Source organism: Thiohalorhabdus denitrificans (assembly GCF_001399755.1).
GTDB lineage: Bacteria > Pseudomonadota > Gammaproteobacteria > Thiohalorhabdales > Thiohalorhabdaceae > Thiohalorhabdus > Thiohalorhabdus denitrificans.
In genome coordinates this window covers 566,240-581,974 of sequence record NZ_LJCP01000010.1, presented here as the reverse complement: position 1 = coordinate 581,974, position 15,735 = coordinate 566,240, and the positions used below count along the sequence as shown (strand labels likewise).

At 70.0% G+C, this 15,735-nt stretch carries 19 protein-coding genes; 11 read left to right on the top strand and 8 right to left on the bottom strand.

Going from position 1 to position 15,735, the window contains the following annotated elements; translation table 11 throughout:
- Positions 1-11 precede the first annotated feature (11 nt).
- The 7 genes from AN478_RS09390 (at position 12) to AN478_RS09360 (ending at position 5,011) form a co-directional block, all read left to right on the top strand.
- Positions 12-884 (top strand): DUF4198 domain-containing protein, encoded by an 873-nt coding sequence (locus AN478_RS09390; RefSeq protein WP_143004039.1) that lies wholly within the window; start codon positions 12-14, stop codon positions 882-884.
- The gene (locus AN478_RS09385) at positions 881-1,951 is read left to right on the top strand and encodes a 4Fe-4S binding protein (RefSeq protein ID WP_054966340.1); all 1,071 of its coding nucleotides are present in this window, start codon (positions 881-883) and stop codon (positions 1,949-1,951) included. Before AN478_RS09390 ends, AN478_RS09385 begins: the two co-directional genes overlap by 4 nt.
- Positions 1,948-2,619, top strand: coding sequence for an urease accessory protein UreH domain-containing protein (locus AN478_RS09380; protein WP_054966339.1), 672 nt, complete (start codon positions 1,948-1,950; stop codon positions 2,617-2,619). The genes AN478_RS09385 and AN478_RS09380 overlap by 4 nt, the downstream gene beginning before the upstream one ends.
- On the top strand, positions 2,616-3,272 hold the full coding sequence (locus AN478_RS09375; protein WP_082432993.1) for a MotA/TolQ/ExbB proton channel family protein: 657 nt from the start codon (positions 2,616-2,618) through the stop codon (positions 3,270-3,272). The genes AN478_RS09380 and AN478_RS09375 overlap by 4 nt, the downstream gene beginning before the upstream one ends.
- Complete coding sequence (locus AN478_RS09370; RefSeq protein WP_054966337.1) at positions 3,262-3,669, top strand: ExbD/TolR family protein; 408 nt, start codon at positions 3,262-3,264, stop codon at positions 3,667-3,669. The genes AN478_RS09375 and AN478_RS09370 overlap by 11 nt, the downstream gene beginning before the upstream one ends.
- Complete coding sequence (locus AN478_RS09365) at positions 3,666-4,427, top strand: TonB family protein (RefSeq protein WP_054966336.1); 762 nt, start codon at positions 3,666-3,668, stop codon at positions 4,425-4,427. The genes AN478_RS09370 and AN478_RS09365 overlap by 4 nt, the downstream gene beginning before the upstream one ends.
- Positions 4,428-4,495: 68 nt before the next feature.
- On the top strand, positions 4,496-5,011 hold the full coding sequence (locus AN478_RS09360) for a C40 family peptidase (protein ID WP_074471202.1): 516 nt from the start codon (positions 4,496-4,498) through the stop codon (positions 5,009-5,011).
- Positions 5,012-5,041: 30 nt separating this feature from the next.
- Here the strand turns inward: AN478_RS09360 and AN478_RS09355 are convergent, their stop codons facing one another.
- The 4 genes from AN478_RS09355 to AN478_RS09340 all read right to left on the bottom strand — a co-directional run bounded on the left by AN478_RS09355 (position 5,042) and on the right by AN478_RS09340 (position 8,016).
- Positions 5,042-6,124 (bottom strand): PA0069 family radical SAM protein, encoded by a 1,083-nt coding sequence (locus tag AN478_RS09355; protein ID WP_054966389.1) that lies wholly within the window; start codon positions 6,122-6,124, stop codon positions 5,042-5,044.
- Positions 6,125-6,141: 17 nt separating this feature from the next.
- On the bottom strand, positions 6,142-6,465 hold the full coding sequence (locus AN478_RS09350) for a chaperone modulator CbpM (protein ID WP_054966334.1): 324 nt from the start codon (positions 6,463-6,465) through the stop codon (positions 6,142-6,144).
- Positions 6,466-6,468: 3 nt separating this feature from the next.
- Positions 6,469-7,443, bottom strand: coding sequence for a DnaJ C-terminal domain-containing protein (locus tag AN478_RS09345; RefSeq protein ID WP_054966333.1), 975 nt, complete (start codon positions 7,441-7,443; stop codon positions 6,469-6,471).
- A 126-nt stretch (positions 7,444-7,569) separates the two neighbouring features.
- Positions 7,570-8,016 carry an Hsp20/alpha crystallin family protein gene (locus tag AN478_RS09340; RefSeq protein ID WP_054966332.1) on the bottom strand — a complete coding sequence of 149 codons (447 nt, stop codon included), beginning with the start codon at positions 8,014-8,016 and terminating at the stop codon, positions 7,570-7,572.
- Between the two features lie 190 nt (positions 8,017-8,206).
- Between AN478_RS09340 and mltF the strand changes: the two genes are divergently transcribed.
- Positions 8,207-9,673 carry a membrane-bound lytic murein transglycosylase MltF gene (gene mltF, locus AN478_RS09335; protein WP_074471203.1) on the top strand — a complete coding sequence of 489 codons (1,467 nt, stop codon included), beginning with the start codon at positions 8,207-8,209 and terminating at the stop codon, positions 9,671-9,673.
- Positions 9,674-9,723: 50 nt separating this feature from the next.
- On the opposite strand, the gene AN478_RS09330 is transcribed toward mltF, so the two are convergent.
- Positions 9,724-11,055 carry a TolC family outer membrane protein gene (locus AN478_RS09330; protein WP_054966331.1) on the bottom strand — a complete coding sequence of 444 codons (1,332 nt, stop codon included), beginning with the start codon at positions 11,053-11,055 and terminating at the stop codon, positions 9,724-9,726.
- Between the two features lie 350 nt (positions 11,056-11,405).
- Between AN478_RS09330 and AN478_RS09325 the strand changes: the two genes are divergently transcribed.
- A complete protein-coding gene (locus AN478_RS09325) occupies positions 11,406-12,020 on the top strand; it encodes a TetR/AcrR family transcriptional regulator (RefSeq protein WP_054966330.1) in 615 nt (204 codons plus the stop codon).
- 70 nt (positions 12,021-12,090) lie between these two features.
- Positions 12,091-12,522, top strand: a complete 432-nt coding sequence (locus AN478_RS09320) for a VanZ family protein (RefSeq protein WP_054966329.1) — start codon at positions 12,091-12,093, stop codon at positions 12,520-12,522.
- On the opposite strand, the gene AN478_RS14745 is transcribed toward AN478_RS09320, so the two are convergent.
- On the bottom strand, positions 12,497-13,003 hold the full coding sequence (locus AN478_RS14745; RefSeq protein ID WP_054966328.1) for a hypothetical protein: 507 nt from the start codon (positions 13,001-13,003) through the stop codon (positions 12,497-12,499). The genes AN478_RS09320 and AN478_RS14745 overlap by 26 nt on opposite strands.
- 116 nt (positions 13,004-13,119) lie before the next feature.
- On the opposite strand from AN478_RS14745, the gene lgt reads away from it, so the two are divergent.
- Entirely contained in the window at positions 13,120-13,920 is an 801-nt protein-coding gene (lgt, locus tag AN478_RS09310) for a prolipoprotein diacylglyceryl transferase (RefSeq protein ID WP_054966327.1), read from the top strand.
- 34 nt (positions 13,921-13,954) lie between these two features.
- On the opposite strand, the gene AN478_RS09305 is transcribed toward lgt, so the two are convergent.
- Both AN478_RS09305 and AN478_RS09300 read right to left on the bottom strand, forming a co-directional pair.
- Positions 13,955-14,815, bottom strand: a complete 861-nt coding sequence (locus tag AN478_RS09305; protein WP_054966326.1) for a lysylphosphatidylglycerol synthase transmembrane domain-containing protein — start codon at positions 14,813-14,815, stop codon at positions 13,955-13,957.
- Entirely contained in the window at positions 14,799-15,734 is a 936-nt protein-coding gene (locus AN478_RS09300; RefSeq protein ID WP_054966325.1) for a glycosyltransferase family 2 protein, read from the bottom strand. Before AN478_RS09300 ends, AN478_RS09305 begins: the two co-directional genes overlap by 17 nt.
- Between the last annotated feature and the right edge of the window lies 1 nt (position 15,735).

Sequence of the window (15,735 nt, the reverse complement as noted above, 5' to 3'; positions counted from 1 at the left end):
AAGGGCGCGTCGTGAACAGCTACTGCCGCCGAATGCCCCGCGGGGTGCAGGTGCTCCTGGTCGCGGTCCTCGCGTCCCCCGCCCCGGCGACGGCCGCCCTGGGGTGGGACCTCGAAGGGCGGGGCGAGTCCGCCCGCTCGGGGCCGGTCCTCGAGGATCGGCAGGAGGCACGGGTGACGCTTTGGAGTCCCGGACCTCGAGCGGTGAAGCTTGCCAATGGCCGCCCCGAGCTTCCGGCCACCGCCCCGGGCTACTACCAGGCCCTGGTGGCGGTCCGTCGCACCGGGGAAGGGGAGGAGAGCGCCATCCATTACCTGAAGCTGCGGGATGTCCCCCGGCCGGACCTGCGCGGGTCCCTCTCGGTACGGCCGGAGAACCGGATCAGCCCCGGGGACGTCACCGCCCGGAAGAAGGCCGCCCTGGAGATCGTGCCCGCGCCCCTGCCGCGGGAGCACAGCGGCTACACCGAAACCATGGTGGCCGGCTTCCGGGTCCGGTTCCAGGGCGAGCCCCTGGCCAACCGGGAGGTGGTCCTGCGGACGGGTAACGGCAGCCGGCTAACGGGGCGGACCGATGAGTCCGGAATGGTGACCTTCACGATCCCGCGGGACTTCGCCCGGGTCGGCACGAGCGCCCGCGCCACGCCTCCGGCAACCATGCGGCTGCACACTGCCCACCGCGCCGACGGGAAGTGGTTCCGGACCAGCCTGACGCTCCGTTACGGCCCGGATCCCGACCGCTGGCGGTCCTTCGCCTGGGCCGGCGTGCTGCTGGCGGCGGGCCTGGTGGCCGGCGGGGTTACGGCCCGGCGCGTGAACGCCCGGTCGGGGGACCGGGAACGGAAACGTGGTGCCCGCCGCGGCGGGGAAGGGAGGCGAAAATGAGCCGGGGCGAGGGAATCCTGCTACGCAACCTGACGGTGATCCGGCGGCTGGTGCAGACCCTGGTGGTGGTCTTCCTGCTCTTTGGGGCCGGGGTGGTGGGTCCCTACGCCGCCGACAAGGTAAGCGGGGCATGGCCCGCCCTGACCTGCGCCTTCGACAGCCAGTCCGGGGACTACTGCGCCCTGGTCCCCCTCCAGCACCAGAGCACCCACCGCATCGGGGAGGCCGTGGTCGGGGGACGGGATCTGGCCACGGGAGCACTGACCATGGGGTTGACCCTGGGCACCTTCCTGATCCTGTTCGTGCTACTGAACAAGGCCTTCTGCAGCTGGACCTGTCCCCTGGGCTATTTCCAGGAGCTGCTGGCGCTGCTGGGGCAGAAGGTGGGCCTTCGCCAGCCGGAGGGGCTACCGGCCGGCGCGGTGCATCGGACCCGGCCGGTGAAATGGATCGTCCTGGGGCTGTTGGTCTTCGGTATCCCCCTGCTGGCGGGCCTCGGCGTGAGCGCGGGCGGTTTCTCCAACCACGCCCCCTACTGCGAGGTGTGCCCCAGTCGCTTCCTGACCACCCTGGCCACCGCCGACCCGAGCCAGATCCGGGTGAGCCTGGCCAGTCCCGGGGCCGCCTTCTGGACCGGGAGCGGGCTGTTCCTGTTCGGCATGATGATCACCCTGGGAATGACCCTCCGCCAGCCCTTCTGCCGGGTCTGCCCCATGCTGGCCCTGCAGGCCGCCTTCCGCAGGCTGGGCCTGCTGCGCTTGGTGAAGCGGCCCTCCTCGCGCTGCGACAAGTGCGGTCTGTGCGCCCGGGCCTGCCCCATGGACATCCACGAGATCCAGTCTTCCACCCGGGCGGGCGACGCCACCATGGCCGACTGCACCCTGTGCGGCCGGTGCGTGGAGATGTGTCCGGAGCGGGACGTCCTGCAGCTCCGATACGCCGGAATCAAGGTGTTCGGCGCCGACCCGGTTTACTTCAAGGCCCGCAACCGGGCCCAGCGGCGCTGGGAGGCGGCCAGCCTGGTGGGCTGGTGGCGCCGGCGGCGCGCCGGGGAGGGGCGGGCATGACGGTCGAGACCGCCGCCCTGGGCGTGCCCGCCGCCCTGGCCATGGGGCTGGCCTTCGGGGCGGGGCCCTGCAATGTGGCCTGCCTTCCCTACCTGGGGCCCGTGTTCACCGCCGCCGTCCGGGAGGCGGGTGGCGGATGGCGGGTGATGGTGCCCTTCTCCCTGGGCCGCTGGACCGGCTACGCCCTGCTGGGCCTGGCCTCCGGCGGGGTGGGGCGGGCTCTGGTGGAGGGTTTGGAGGCGGCACCGGTCCATCTTCTCCTGGGGATGGCCACGACTCTGGTGGGGCTGACCCTGCTGGGGCGCCGGCCCCGCTCCCGGAGCGTATGCAGGCCCGTCGCGGCAGCGGACGCGCCGGGGCGGCCCCCGGGCTACCGCGGGGGACTGTTCCTGATGGGGGCCGGCATGGCCCTGAACCCGTGCCTTCCGCTGGCCACCCTGCTGCTGGCGGCCGCGTCCACGGGAAGCCCGTGGGCGGGCCTGGGCCTGGGCGCCGCCTTCGGCGCGGGGGCGGTGGCGGTGCCGGCGCTGGTGTTCGGGCTGGGGATGGCCCACCTGGGCGGGCAGCTTCGTGAGCACCTCGGCTCGCCGCGTCGGGTGGAGCAGGCGAGCGCCCTGCTCCTGATGGGTCTGGGAATCATCACCGCCATGGGATGGGTGACGCCATGAATGCCACCGAGCTGCTGGATAAGGGCGGGCCGGTGACATGGATCCTGATCGGGTACTCCGTGGCCGGTTTGGCCCTGGTGCTGGAGCGCTATCTGCATTTCCTTCGCATGGGACGGACCCCGGAAGGGCTGGTCGACCGGGTGAGGGCCGCTGTGGCCCACCCCGACAGGATCGCCGCAACCGGGCTGCGGGGCCCCGAGGCGGCCGTGGCCAGGGCCATGGCGGAAGGAATCCGGGCCGGAGCCAGCGACCTGGCCCGTGTCGGCAACCGGGTGCGTCAGCGGGAGGTGCACCGCCTGGAGCGGGGGCTGGGCACCCTGGGGGTGCTCGCAAACACCGCGCCCCTGCTGGGCCTGCTGGGAACCGTGCTGGGCATGATCAAGGCGTTCCGGGTCATCGAGGAGGCGGGGGGCAGGGTGGACGCGCAGGCCCTCGCCGGCGGCATCTGGGAGGCCATGCTTACCACCGGGCTGGGGCTGACCGTGGCCATTCCCCTGCTGATCCTGCTGCATCTGCTGGAGGGGGCTGTGGAGCGCAGGGCCCACGGGCTGGACCAATGCGTGTCCGCGATCCTGGAGGAGCGGGGCGGGGGGCGGACTACCGAGGAGCGGGACCCGGTCCCGGCCTGGGAGGGGCTTTCCGATGCCGGGTAGGTCCGGCCGCCGGGGCGGGAGCATCGGCCTCGCCCTGACCCCGCTCGTGGACATCGTCTTCCTGCTGCTGGTGTTTTTCATGCTCACGGCCCATTTCGTGGAGGAGCGGGCCCTGGATGTGCAGCTCCCCGAGGCGCGTACCGGTGAGCCCCAAAAGCCGCAAGAGTGGCTCACTGTGACCCTGCGGAAGGATGGCCGGCTGTTTGTGGGGGAGAAAGCCGTTTCCCGCCGGCGGCTCGAGGAAACCCTGGCGGAGCGTCTGGCGGAAAACCCCGCGCGGCGGATCCGGGTGCGGGGGGACACCCAAGCGGATCTGGGCGCCCTGGTGGGGATCATGGATGCGGCCCGGGGAGTGGGGGCTGGGGCGGTGGACCTGGTCACCCACGGAACGGAATGAGGGATCAATGGCGGATCCGCGCGGGGGCCTGGGCGGCGGCCCTCCTGGTCCACGCCGTCGTGCTGTGGCCGGGATCCACCCCGCGGGCCCCCGCGGGAGAACCCGGCTCCCCCGGTCCGGTTTCGGTCCATCTGGCAGCCTGCCCGCCGAGCCCGGAGGCTCCGCCTCCCCGGAGCGCGGCGGAGCAGAAGCCGGAGCCGGAGCCCGAGCCGGAGCCCGAGCCGGAGCCGGAACCGGAGCCCGAACCGGAACCGGAACCGGAACCGGAACCGGAACCGGAACCAGAACCGGAACCAGAACCGGAACCGGAACCGGAACCGGAACCGGAACCGGAACCGGAGCCAGAGCCGGAGCCGGAGCCAGAGCCGGAACCAGAGCCGGAACCAGAGCCGGAACCAGAGCCAGAGGGCGCCCCCGATCGGGCCTTTCCGGCAAGCGAGAAGGGCGGCGGGGGGGAGGCCCGGAAGGCGGGCCATGCGGAGCGGGAGGATCGGTTTCTGAGAAGGGTCCTGGAGCGCATCGAGAAGGCCAAGCGCTATCCCCCCGCGGCCAAGCGCCGCCGCTTGGAAGGCCAGGTGCGAATCTCCTTCCGGCTGGGAGGCCGGGGAAAGGTCCGCGACCTGCAGGCGGCGGGGTCCGGAGTGCTTGCCCGGGCGGCCCGCCAGGCCGTTCGGGGGGCGGAGCCCCTGCCGTCCCCGCCTACCGAGCTGGAAACGCCCCTTCCCATACGCTTCCGGATGACCTTTCGGCTACGGTAGGCCCGTGGGCCGAACTGGCCGTTTTCTGTAATAATTCCGGGGAGGACATTCAAGACAAGGAAGTGGATATGCGCGTCGCAGCCCGCCATTGGCTCGGTGCCCTTGGTCTCGGGTGGGGAGCCTTTCTGGTGGCGGCCCTGCCGCTGGCCGGGTGCGCCCCAGGCTCCGGCAGTTCGGGGGCACAGACCCTGCAAGGAGAACCGGTGAGCGGAGTCGGGGTGGCGCGCACCCACGTGGTGGAGGCGGCGCGCACGGGCCTCGGCGCGCCCTACCGGCTCGGCGGCAACGGGGACCCGGGCTTCGACTGCAGCGGCCTCATCCAGTACGCCTATTCCCAGGTGGGAATGTCGGTGCCCCGGACCGTGGAAGAGCTACGCGAGGAAGCTTCCGAGGTGGACCCCGACCGCATCCGGCCGGGGGATCTGCTGTTCTTCCGGATCTCGGGCAAGCTGTCCCACGTGGGGCTCTACGCGGGAGGGGAGCATTTCATCCATGCCCCCTCCAAGGGCAAACGGGTCACCTACGCGAGCCTGGAAAACGCCTACTGGCAGCGCCATCTGGCCGCCGCGGGCAGCCTGTTCTGAAGAGCGCCCCAGACGGGCCCGCCGCCCGGCTCAGAACAGCGTCATCTGCGTTCCCGAGGGTGGCGGGGGCGGGGTGAAGCGATGCGTATCAAGGGATAGGTCGTGGCCGGCCAGCCCCAGGCGCTGGCAGGCCAGATTGAAGCGGCGCCCGATCAGCTCGGCGTAGGCCCCCGTGCCGGTCATGCGGGTGCCGTAGCGAGGGTCGTTGGCGGCTCCGCCCCGGGCCTCCTCCACCCGGCTCATGACGTGCTCGGCCTTGAGGGGGTAGTGGGTGGCCAGCCATTCGCGGAACAGGCCCTCCACCTCGTGCGGCAGGCGGAGCAGGACGTAGCCCGCGCTGCGCGCGCCGGATTCGGCGCAGGCCTCCAGGAGCCGCTCGATCTCGCCGTCGGTGAGTACCGGGATCACCGGCGCCACCAGCACCCCCACGGGGATCCCCGCCGCCGTCAGGTTCTTGATGATGCGCAGCCGCCGGTTGGGGGCGGCGGCCCGGGGCTCCATGCGCCGGGAAAGCTCGCGATCGAAGGTGGTCAGGGAGAGGGTGACCGTGGCCAGGTTGCGCTCCGCCATGGCGGCGAGCAGGTCCAGGTCCCGCTCCACCAGGGTGGATTTGGTGACGATGGAGACGGGATGCCCGGTTCGCTCCAGGACCTCCAGGACGCGCCGGGTGATTCCGTATTTCTTCTCCACGGGCTGGTAGGGATCGGTATTGGTGCCCAGGGCCATGGGCGCGCACCGGTAGCCGGGGTGCGCCAGCTCCTCCTCGAGGAGCCGGTCCGCCTCGGGCTTGATCACTAGCCGGCTCTCGAAGTCCAGTCCCGGGGAGAGGTCCCAGTAGGCGTGGCTGGGGCGGGCGTAGCAGTAGATGCAACCGTGCTCGCAGCCGCGGTAGGGGTTAACGGACCGGTCGAAGGGGAGGTCGGGGGAGTCGTTCCAGGTGATGGCGGTACGGGCCGCGTCCACGGCCACCTCGGTGCGCAGGGTGGGCGGAAGGGGGTCCTTGTCGCCCCAGCCGTCGTCCACGGGCTCGTGGGTAATCGGCTCGAAGCGCCCCTCGGGGTTGCTGGTGGCGCCTCGCCCCTTGGGGGGATCGGCCCGGTTTCCGCCCGCCATGGCCATCTTGTCCTGTCTCAGCCGGAGAGCTGCCTTTCCAGGATGTCCGCGCGCCGTCGCAGGTCCGAGAGCTCGTCGAGCAGGTCCAGGGCCAGGGCCGCCCCCTGCGGGTTGACGCCGAGGTCCCGCTGGAGACGGAGCGCGGCCTGGAGGCGCAGTACCGAGTGTCCGGTGAAGCACCACCGGCCTTCCTCGCTCCCGGCGGGGTCGAGGATCCCTACCTCCACCATCTCCATGAGGTAGTCCGCGCCCAGTCCGCTGGCGTGGCCCAGCTCGCCGAGGGTGTAGACCACCGTTTCGTCCAGGACGATTCCGGACACCGGCTCCGGATGTTCCGCCATGGGCTATGCCCCGAGGTTCGCACGCGGGTTGAAAGGCATCTTCCGGGCCATCTCCCGGTACAGGTCCTTCTGCTCCTCCGTCTCGGGCTTGGGGACCTTGATCTGCAGGATTACATATTGGTCCCCGGGGTGGTTGCCTGGCAAGCCCCGCCCCTTGAGGCGCAGCTTCTGGCCCGATTGGGCACCCGCGGGAACGGTCAGGTTTACCGAGCCCCCCAGGGTGGGAACCGCGACCTGGTCGCCCAGTGCCGCCTCCCAGGGGGTGATGGGCAGGTTGAGGTAGACGTCCTTGCCTTCCAGGCGGAAGTGAGGGTGGGGCTTGATCCGGACCTCCAGGTAGAGATCCCCCGGTGGTCCCCCACCCAGTCCCGGACCACCCTGGCCGGAAAGCCGGATCTGCTGCCCGTCGCGGACACCCGGCGGGATCTGGACATCCAGGTTATGGGGCCGCTGGACCAGCCGGCCCTGGGCGTCCATTTCCGGGACGGTGGTGTGGACCTTCCGGTGGCCGCCGTGGAAGGCCTCCTCCAGGGTGACCTCCAGGCGGCCGTGCTGGTCCTCCCCGCGGCCGGTGAAGCCGCCGGCGCCGCCCCAGGTGCCCGCCCGGGAGCGACCGAAGGGGTCCTGCTGGCGGAAGCCGCCGCCGAACAGGGACTCGAAGAAGTCGCTGAACCCTTCGGGTCCGAAGCCCGAGAAGCCGCTGCCCTGGAAATCGAAGCCGCCCTCCCAGCCCGGAGGCGGCTCGAAGCTCTGACCCTGCTGCCAGCCGGAACCGAGCTGGTCGTAGGCGGCGCGCTTCTCGGGGTCGGAGAGGACCTCGTAGGCCTCCTTCACCTCCTTGAACCGCTGCTCCGCATCGGGCTCCTTGCTGACGTCCGGGTGGTATTTATGCGCCAGCTTGCGGTACGCCCGCTTGATCTCGTCGGCGCTGGCATCCCGGGAGAGCCCCAGGATCTGGTAGTAATCCTTGTATTCCATCCCGTTACCCTTGACCGCGCGGTTCCTGGGGAGGAGCCCGGCCTGCAAGGGGCAGGGCCCGTTTCGAGAAAGTCGGCGGGGAGGTTCCGCCGCAGGGAACGATCAGGCCCTGCCGGGCCCTTGTGCCTAGGCCTCCACCTGGATCTTGCGCGGCTGGACCTTTTCCTGCTTGGGGATGACGATCTCCAGGGTGCCGTTGCGGCTTTTGGCCTTCACGTTCTCCGCGTCGGCCGTGTCCGGCAGGGTGAAGCGCCGGAAGAAGGTGCCCCGGATCCGTTCGATCCGCTTGTACTCGCCGTCCACCTCGCTCCTGTCGTCCTTCCGCTCGCCCTGGATGGTCAGCACGCCGTTCTCGAGGGACACGTCGATGTCCTTTGGATCCACCCCCGGCAGGTCGGCGGTGATGGTGTAGCTCGACTGGCCCTCCTGGACGTCCACGGCCGGACGCCAGTCCGCGGCCACCATGCCGGTCTCGCCGTTCTCCTCGCCGTCCAGGCGGTGCTCGAACAGCTGGTTCATCTCGTTCTGCAGCTGGCTTATGGTCCGCCAGGGGTCATACCGCATCACTGCCATGGCCACCTCCTTTCGCTGATCGTCCTGTCCGAATCCGCGTGGGAATGTCACCCCTACGCAAAAAATGGGGGTGTTTTGCCGGTTTTCAAGCCCCTAAGGGGGGTTCGGGGAATCCGCTACAATGGGGTACGCTGAAACCCTGTCCTTTTACTAGGGTTGGCTTGGAGAGCCGGCCCGGGGAGCTTGTTTGATGGGCCGCACTCTTTGGCGAGCTGTGCAGTGGCTGGGGGACACGGCGTTCCCGCCGCTGCTCCTTCCGGGGGCGGCCATGGTGCTGACGGGCTGCGGCCTGGTTGGGGGCGAGGAGCGGGGCTCCTCCACGCTGGAGAGCATCCGGGAGGCGGGGGAGCTGCGGGTGCTGACCCGGAATTCGCCCACCACCTACTACTATGGTCGGGACGGGGAAACCGGCCTGGAGTACGATCTCGCCCGCCGGTTCGCCGAGGAGCTGGGGGTGGAGCTCCGCATCGAGGTGGTGGCGGACATAAGCGCGGTGTTCGAGGCCCTGGAGGCGGGCGAGGGCCACCTGGGAGCGGCCGGGATTACCCGCACCCCCGAACGCCGGGAACGCTTCGATTTCGGGCCCGCCTACCAGCGGGTGCGCCAGCAGGTTGTCTGCAAGCGAGGGGGGCGGATCCCCGACGATTGGGAGGAGCTTCCGGACGTGGACCTCCTGGTCCTGGCGGGGACCAGCTACGTGGAGCGGCTGCGGCAGATCAGGCAAGTGATCCACGACTTGGACTGGCGGACCACCGACAAGCTCTCCGTGGAGCAGGTGCTGCTTAAGATCCGCAAGGGCGAGGCGGATTGTACGGTGGCCGACTCCAACATCGTGGCCCTCAACCAGCGCTATTACCCCGAGCTCGTGGTGCCCTTCTCCATCACCCAGGAGCAGGAGCTGGCCTGGGCCCTTCCCCGGGGCTCGGAGAAGCTCCGCGGGCGCCTCGAGGAGTGGCTCGCCGGCCTCGAGGAGGAGGGCGTGCTGAGCGCGCTGCGCGAGCGCTACTTCGGCCACGTCAAGCTCTTCGACTACGTGGACATCGCCATCTTCCAGAGGCGCATCACCGACCGCCTGCCGCAGTACCTGGATCTCTTCCGCAAGGCCGCCGAGGGCTATTCCTTCAGCTGGCGGCTCCTGGCTGCCCAGGCCTACCAGGAGTCCCACTGGCGTCCGGATGCCCGCAGCCCCACCGGGGTACGCGGCATGATGATGCTTACCCGCCGCACGGCCGGCGCGCTGGGCATCGACAACCGATTGGACCTGAAAAACAGCATCCGGGGCGGTGCCGAGTACCTGAACAAGATGTTCCAGCGGCTTCCCGACAGCATCCAGGAGCCGGACCGTACCTGGGTCGCCCTGGCCTCCTACAACGTGGGTCTGGGGCACATCCGCGACGCCCGGCGCCTGGCGGAGCGGTTCGACCGCGATCCGGACAGCTGGAGCACCCTGAAGGAGATGCTGCCGCTGCTTTCGCAGGAGCAGTATTACCGGGACCTCCCCTACGGTTACGCGCGGGGGCTGGAGCCCGTGCAGTACGTGCAGCGCATCCGCCAGTATCACGCCATCCTGGCCAAGCAGTTCGAGGGAGAAGCCATGATGGCGCGCAAGCAAGGAGAAGCCGACGGGGAGGGGGAGAAGCCGGATTCCGGCCGGTGAGGGCGGCAAGCAGGGGGCGGCCCCCGGTTGGGGGCCGAGGGGATCCCGGGCTAATCCAGCTGGCGGTTGACCTGCTCCAGGTCCGCCATGGTCAGGGTTCCGGTCGCGGACTGCAGCCGCAGCCGGGAGAGCAGGTACTGGTTGCGCGCCTGGGCGAGGTCGCGCAAGGCGTCGAAGTACTCCTGCTGGGCATCCAGAACATCGATGCTGGTGCGCCTGCCTACCTCGAAGCCGGTCTGCACCGCCTCCAGCTGGGTCTCGGCGGAGCGCACTTGGGCCCGCAGGCTGCGAACCTCTTGCATGATGGATTCCAGGTCGTAGAAGGCCTGGGTGGTCTGCTCGCGGACCTGCTCCTGCTGGTCGTCAAGCTGGAGGCGGGTCTGGGCGGCCTCTTCCTGACGGATGTTGGTGGTCGCCGAGACCCGGCCCCCCTGGAAGATGGGCCAGTTCACCTGCAGGCTGGCGCTGGTGGCCTCGTCGGAGGTGAAGAAGCTGCCCCCTTCGACCTTGCTGTACTGGGCCTGAGCCGTGATATCCGGCCAGCGCTCGCGCTTGGCCAGCTCCACGTTGCTCCGGTCGATGTCGAGCTGCTCGCGGAGCCGGGCCAGCTCGGGGTGCTCCTCGAGCGCCCGATCCACCCAGGCCTCGGGATCGGGGAGCTCGGGGTCGGCCAGGGTTACCTCCTCCACCTCCTCCAGAGCGGGGGGCTGCCGGCGAATGAGGCGGCGGAGCCGCTCCTTGGCGGTCCGCAGGTTGTTGCGGGCACGGATCAGGCCCGTCCGGGACTGGTCCCGGCGGGCCTCCGCCTCCCGCACCCCGGTGATGTCCCCGGTGCCCACGTCGAACTGCGCCTGGGCGCGCTCCAGGTGTTCCCGAACGCGCCGCATCTCCCGCTCGGCGAGGTCCACCTCCTCCTGGGCATCGAGCACCCCGAAGTAGGCTTCGGCCACCTGGACCATGAGCTCCTGGCGGGCAGCCGACACCTGGACCTCCGCTTGGCGCTGGGCCTGCTCGGCGACATCCACCGCGAGCCAGGTGCGCCCGCCCATGAACAGTGGCTGGGTGAGCGTGAAGCTGTACTGGTCCTGGGTGAAGGTGGTGGTGCCGGACCCTCCCTGAATCCCGGTAACCACTTGGGTCTCCTCGGTCCAGCTGCGGCTGGCCTGTCCGTTCAGGGAGGGGAAGAAACCGGCCTGGGCCTCGTCCTCCCGGTAGTCGGCGATCAGGCGCTGCCTCTGGGCCTGCTCCAGAGTGGGGCTTACCTGCTCCGCCGTCCGGTAGAGCCCGAGAAGGTCCGCCCCCTGCGCGGGGGGAACGGCGAGACCACCGGCCAGACCGAACAGGAGGCCCAGCGTCCATGGCTTGCCGGTTTCCTTGCCCATAGAAGGTATCCTCTTGGCCTGTCCGGCGATGGCGGCGGTTTCGCCCGGAGTTACTGGAATCGGAGAAGCGCGCCGGGCTCAGCGGAAGGCGCTGTCCCGGCGCCGTAGTTTGCTGACCGATCGGTCAGAGAGTCAAGGCCTTCGACTGCATGGGCGTCCGAAGGGAGCCTGTCGGGCAGGGACACGGCCTGTCCACCCCATCATAACAGGCGATTATCCCGAGAGCTTTCCCGGGGCATTCCCCGCCTTGGCACCGGAACGCCTTTCGCCTTGACAACCCTCGGGTGCGGGGGGACGGTTTGTCGAGCTGACCAGTTGGTCAGAGGGGAGCGAATCACCTGGGAAGGACCATGACGGAAGATCGGGAGTGCACGGACGGGGGACGGAGGATCGCCGAGGTGGCGGCCCGGCTGTTCGCGCGGAACGGGTTCCAGGGCGTCTCCATGGCGGCTTTGGCCCGGGAGGCCGGGGTCAGCAAGGCGGCCATCTTCCATCATTTCCCCAGCAAGGAAGCCCTGTACTATTACGTAATCCGCGAGGCTTGCCGGGAGACCACGGAGTTCCTGCAGGGCGTGCACGGCGAGGACGGGCCCGCCGACCAGGCCCTGCGCGACTTCGCGCGGTACCACATGGGTCATCTGTTCGAGCACGCGCAGGTAGGCCAGCTCGTTTTGCGGGAGCTTCTGGAAGGGGAATCGGGACGGATTCGCACCCTGGCCGAGGAGGTGTACGGGGAGAACTTCCAGCGGCTGGTGGGACTGATCCGGAGCGGTCAGGAGGCCGGGCTCTTCGCCGCCGACCACGATCCGGCCCTGGTGGCCGTGGTGCTGGTGGGGGCCCAGGTGTTCTTCTTCCAGGCCCGGGAGATGATCGGCCACACACCGGGCGTGGGGTTCGCGGACGACCCGGACCGGTTCGCCGAGGGAATGATCCGACTCCTCCTGGAGGGCCTGCGCCCGCGCTGAGCGGGGCCGTGTTACCCTTCGCCCCGCAGAGGCGATTGGGCCAAGCGACGGAGGAAAGGAAGGTTCCCGCATGAATGAGGAGACCCCACCCGCTGCCGGGGCCGCCCGGTGGGTATCCGCCTGGCTGGTCTGGGCGGTGGTGATCGGCCTCAGCAGCCATCTCCCCGGAGAGACCCTGCCAGCCCAGCCCTTCGAGGGCGCCGACAAGGTGCTCCACATCGGGGCCTATCTGGTGCTGGGGGTCCTGGGCGTGGGCGCGGTGGCCCGCCTGCGGCCCCATTGGCCCCGCCCCGTGGTCGGCAGCGTGGCGCTTGTGGTGGGCGCCCTGTTCGGGGCCCTGGACGAGTACCACCAGTCCTTCGTGGCGGGCCGGGACCGGAGCATGGAGGACTGGGTCGCGGATCTGCTGGGGCTGGCGGTGGCGGTGATCGTCGCCCGTGCCGCGCGCGGCGGGCTCGCGCGGGCCTGGTTCGGGCTCAGCTCACCCCCACGCGCAGATTGATTCGCCCTTCCTGGGTGGAGACATCGGCGATGCGCAGGCGGTCACGCAGGCCCCGGGGAACCTTGCGCCCCCACTGGTGCTGCTCGATCAGGTTGCCCAGGTCCACCAGGACGCGCTCCTCGTGCACGTGCACGCCGTCCACCTCCTCCAGGGCCCCCAGGAGGGCGTTGCGGGCGAAGAAGGGGTCGGCCTTTTCCAGGGCGAGCGCCAGGCTCTGGCCGGGCTCCTCCGCAGCGGGCGGATCCAGGCGGAAGACGGCCCGGAACTCCACCCAGACGCCCACTTTCTTCATGCCCGACAGCTCCACCCGGTTATCCGCCGCGGGCTTCAGATGCAGGTCCCGGACCGAGGGGTCGTCCATGCGTCGCAGGAGGTTGTCGAGCACGGACTGGGGGATGGGGACCTGAAAACCCTCCCGAGCGGCCTTGACGGCCCACTTGGAGGCCATGAGCAGGCCCTTTTGAAGGAAGCGCCGTTGCACGGTTCCTGCCTCGCTGGATGCGCGGGAACGGTAAAATAGGAAGCCGCGGGCCGGGGCCCACGCCGAACCCATTCTGCCATCCCCGGCGGGAGTCGCCTAGCTGAAGGAGTTTGCCGTTGCTGGAATATCCCCGCATCGATCCCGTGGCCATCGAGATCGGCCCCTTCGCCGTGCACTGGTACGGACTCATGTACGCGGCGGCCTTCCTCCTGGGCTGGTGGCTGCTGCGCGTCCGCCGGCACCGCCTGGGGCTGACGCCGGAGGACATCGGCGACCTGGCCTTCGCCTGCATCCTGGGCGTGGTGCTGGGGGGCCGTCTGGGCTACGTGCTGTTTTACAACCCCGGGTACTATCTGGGCCATCCCCTGGAGGTCTTCGCCGTCTGGGACGGGGGGATGTCCTTCCACGGCGGTCTCCTGGGCGTGGTGGCGTCGGTGGTCTGGTTCGCCCGACGTCACGGCCAGCCCATCCTCGCCGTGGGGGACTTTCTAACGCCGGTGGCTCCCATCGGCCTGGGGCTGGGCCGCATCGGCAACTTCATCAACGGCGAGCTGTGGGGGCGGCCCGCCGATCCCGATCTCCCCTGGGCCATGGTCTTCCCCCACGTCGACCGGGTCCCTCGCCACCCCTCCCAGCTCTACGAGGCCCTGCTGGAGGGGCTGGTGCTGTTCCTCGTGGTCTGGCTCTACGCCCGGGTGCCCCGCCGCCACGGCCGGGTCTTCGGGTTGTTCCTGCTGCTGTACGGGGTGCTCCGGTTCGGCGTGGAGTACTTCCGGGCCCCGGACCCCCACCTGGGGGCCGTTGCCCTGGGGCTCTCCATGGGCCAGTGGCTGTCGGTGCCCATGGTGGCGGTGGGCGCCTGGCTGGTGGCCGCACCGCCCGGACGGCACGGGGAGGCGGCTCCGGGGCGGGATTAGCCCCCTAGGCTTTCCTGGCCCGGCCGGGGCTCTCCTAGGGCCCTCGATGGGGGGCGGGGTCCGCCCGGTGCTCCACGCGCAGGAACCGTCCCACCAGGGGCCACCCCGCCAGGGCCGAAATCCCCGTTACCGCGAAAAAAAGTAGGCCCAGGGCGACGCCGCCGCCCGGCGGATGCCCGGTCCAGGTCAGGCCGTAGAGGAAGACCAGCTCCCGCGCTCCCAGGCCGCCGATGGTCACGGGGGCCAGGGCGGCGATGGCCGACAGGTAGAACAGCAGCAGGTAGAGGGTTCCCTCCAGGCCCAGGGCCTGCATCAGCGCCCAGGCGCTGGCGCCCTGCAGGACTTGTACGCCCAGGGAGATCCCTAACGCCGGCAGGGCCGTTCCCCGGAAGCGGGGGAACAGGCCGTTGGCCAGTGCCGGGTAGAGCAGGAGAGCGCCCGCCCCGGCCGCCGCCCACGCCCAGGCCCCGTTCCACAGGGCGGCGAGGCCCAGCGCCAGGGCCCCCAGGGCGGCCAGCCCTGCGGCCCGGTCCAGTACTAGGGCGCGAATCAGGGCCCCCAGCCCGACGCTGAAGCGCCGTCCCAGCCAGTACGCCTTCAGCCCGTCTCCGCCGATCCCCCCGGGAAGGTAGAGGTTGCAGAACATCCCCGCGTAGTAGAGCCGCAGCTGCTCCCCGATGGGGGGAAGGGCCTGGAGGGGGCGCAGCAGAACCTGCAGCCGTACCGCGCTGAGCGCCTGGGAGCCGTTGAACAGCAGCAGGGCGGCCCCCAGCCAGAGGGAGCTGGCTTGGGCCAGCTCCCTCCCCAGGACATCGAGGTCGAGGGCGCCGAGCAGGAGGGCGAGCGCCCCGGCCAGGAAGAGGAGGCGGACCAGGATCCTAGCCGCTGCCCACAAACTCTTCCTTGACCCGGTAGGGCCGCTTTTTCTGGGACTCATAGTAGGTCCGCATCATCAGCTCGGCGAGGAAGCCGGTGGTGATCAGCTGGAAGCCCACCACGGTGAGCAGGAAGCCGAGGAAGAGCAGGGGCCGGGTGCCGATGGTCTCCCCCAGCATCTTCAGCAGGACGAGGTAGAGGTCCACCAGCAGGCCTCCCGCCAGCACCACCAGGCCCGAGCTGCCGAACAGGTGCATGGGCCGGGAGGAGTACTTCTGCAGGAACACCATGAGGGCCAGGTCCGATAGTACCCGCATGGCCCGCCCCAGGCCGTATTTGGATTGCCCGCTGACCCGCGGGTGGTGCCGGACGTCCATCTCCGTGATCCGGGCGCCTTGAAGGTTGGCGAGAACCGGGATGAAGCGGTGCAGCTCGCCGTAGAGGCCCAGGTTCTTGGCCGTCTCCGCCCGGAAGACCTTCAGGGTGCAGCCATAATCCGAGAGCTGGATCCCCGTCAGGCGGCCGATCAGGAGGTTGCCCGCCTTGCTGGGCAGCTTGCGCGACAGCCAGCCGTCCTGCCGCCCTTTTCGCGTGCCCGCCACCACGTCCCAGCCCTCGCGCTCCATGCGCTCCACCATGCGGGGGATATCCTCAGGATCGTTCTGCAGGTCCCCGTCCAGGGTGGCGATGTAGTCCCCGCGGGCGGCGTCGATGCCGGCGGCCATGGCGGTGGTCTGCCCGTAGTTCCGGGACAGCACCAGGACCCGGATGCGGGCGTCGGCCAGGGCCTTGATGGCTTCGGCGGTGCCGTCCCGGGAGCCGTCGTCCACGAAGATGACCTCGTGGTCGAGCCCCGCCAGGACTTCCCGGAGGTTCTCCAGCAGGGGCCGGATGTTGCCCTTCTCATCCATGACCGGGATAACGACGGAGAGCTTCATC

What these genes read in the sequence shown, in the direction of transcription:
- AN478_RS09365 (WP_054966336.1), top strand. Translation starts at nt 3,666, where the DNA reads ATGAGGGATCAATGGCGGATCCGCGCGGGGGCCTGGGCGGCGGCCCTC.
- AN478_RS09360 (WP_074471202.1), top strand. Translation starts at nt 4,496, where the DNA reads ATGCGCGTCGCAGCCCGCCATTGGCTCGGTGCCCTTGGTCTCGGGTGG.
- AN478_RS09325 (WP_054966330.1), top strand. Translation starts at nt 11,406, where the DNA reads ATGACGGAAGATCGGGAGTGCACGGACGGGGGACGGAGGATCGCCGAG.
- mltF (WP_074471203.1), top strand. Translation starts at nt 8,207, where the DNA reads ATGGGCCGCACTCTTTGGCGAGCTGTGCAGTGGCTGGGGGACACGGCG.
- AN478_RS09330 (WP_054966331.1), bottom strand. Translation starts at nt 11,055, where the DNA reads ATGGGCAAGGAAACCGGCAAGCCATGGACGCTGGGCCTCCTGTTCGGT.
- AN478_RS09340 (WP_054966332.1), bottom strand. Translation starts at nt 8,016, where the DNA reads ATGGCAGTGATGCGGTATGACCCCTGGCGGACCATAAGCCAGCTGCAG.
- AN478_RS09380 (WP_054966339.1), top strand. Translation starts at nt 1,948, where the DNA reads ATGACGGTCGAGACCGCCGCCCTGGGCGTGCCCGCCGCCCTGGCCATG.
- AN478_RS09320 (WP_054966329.1), top strand. Translation starts at nt 12,091, where the DNA reads ATGAATGAGGAGACCCCACCCGCTGCCGGGGCCGCCCGGTGGGTATCC.
- AN478_RS09345 (WP_054966333.1), bottom strand. Translation starts at nt 7,443, where the DNA reads ATGGAATACAAGGATTACTACCAGATCCTGGGGCTCTCCCGGGATGCC.
- AN478_RS09355 (WP_054966389.1), bottom strand. Translation starts at nt 6,124, where the DNA reads ATGGCGGGCGGAAACCGGGCCGATCCCCCCAAGGGGCGAGGCGCCACC.
- AN478_RS09350 (WP_054966334.1), bottom strand. Translation starts at nt 6,465, where the DNA reads ATGGCGGAACATCCGGAGCCGGTGTCCGGAATCGTCCTGGACGAAACG.
- AN478_RS09300 (WP_054966325.1), bottom strand. Translation starts at nt 15,734, where the DNA reads ATGAAGCTCTCCGTCGTTATCCCGGTCATGGATGAGAAGGGCAACATC.
- AN478_RS09385 (WP_054966340.1), top strand. Translation starts at nt 881, where the DNA reads ATGAGCCGGGGCGAGGGAATCCTGCTACGCAACCTGACGGTGATCCGG.
- AN478_RS09375 (WP_082432993.1), top strand. Translation starts at nt 2,616, where the DNA reads ATGAATGCCACCGAGCTGCTGGATAAGGGCGGGCCGGTGACATGGATC.
- AN478_RS09370 (WP_054966337.1), top strand. Translation starts at nt 3,262, where the DNA reads ATGCCGGGTAGGTCCGGCCGCCGGGGCGGGAGCATCGGCCTCGCCCTG.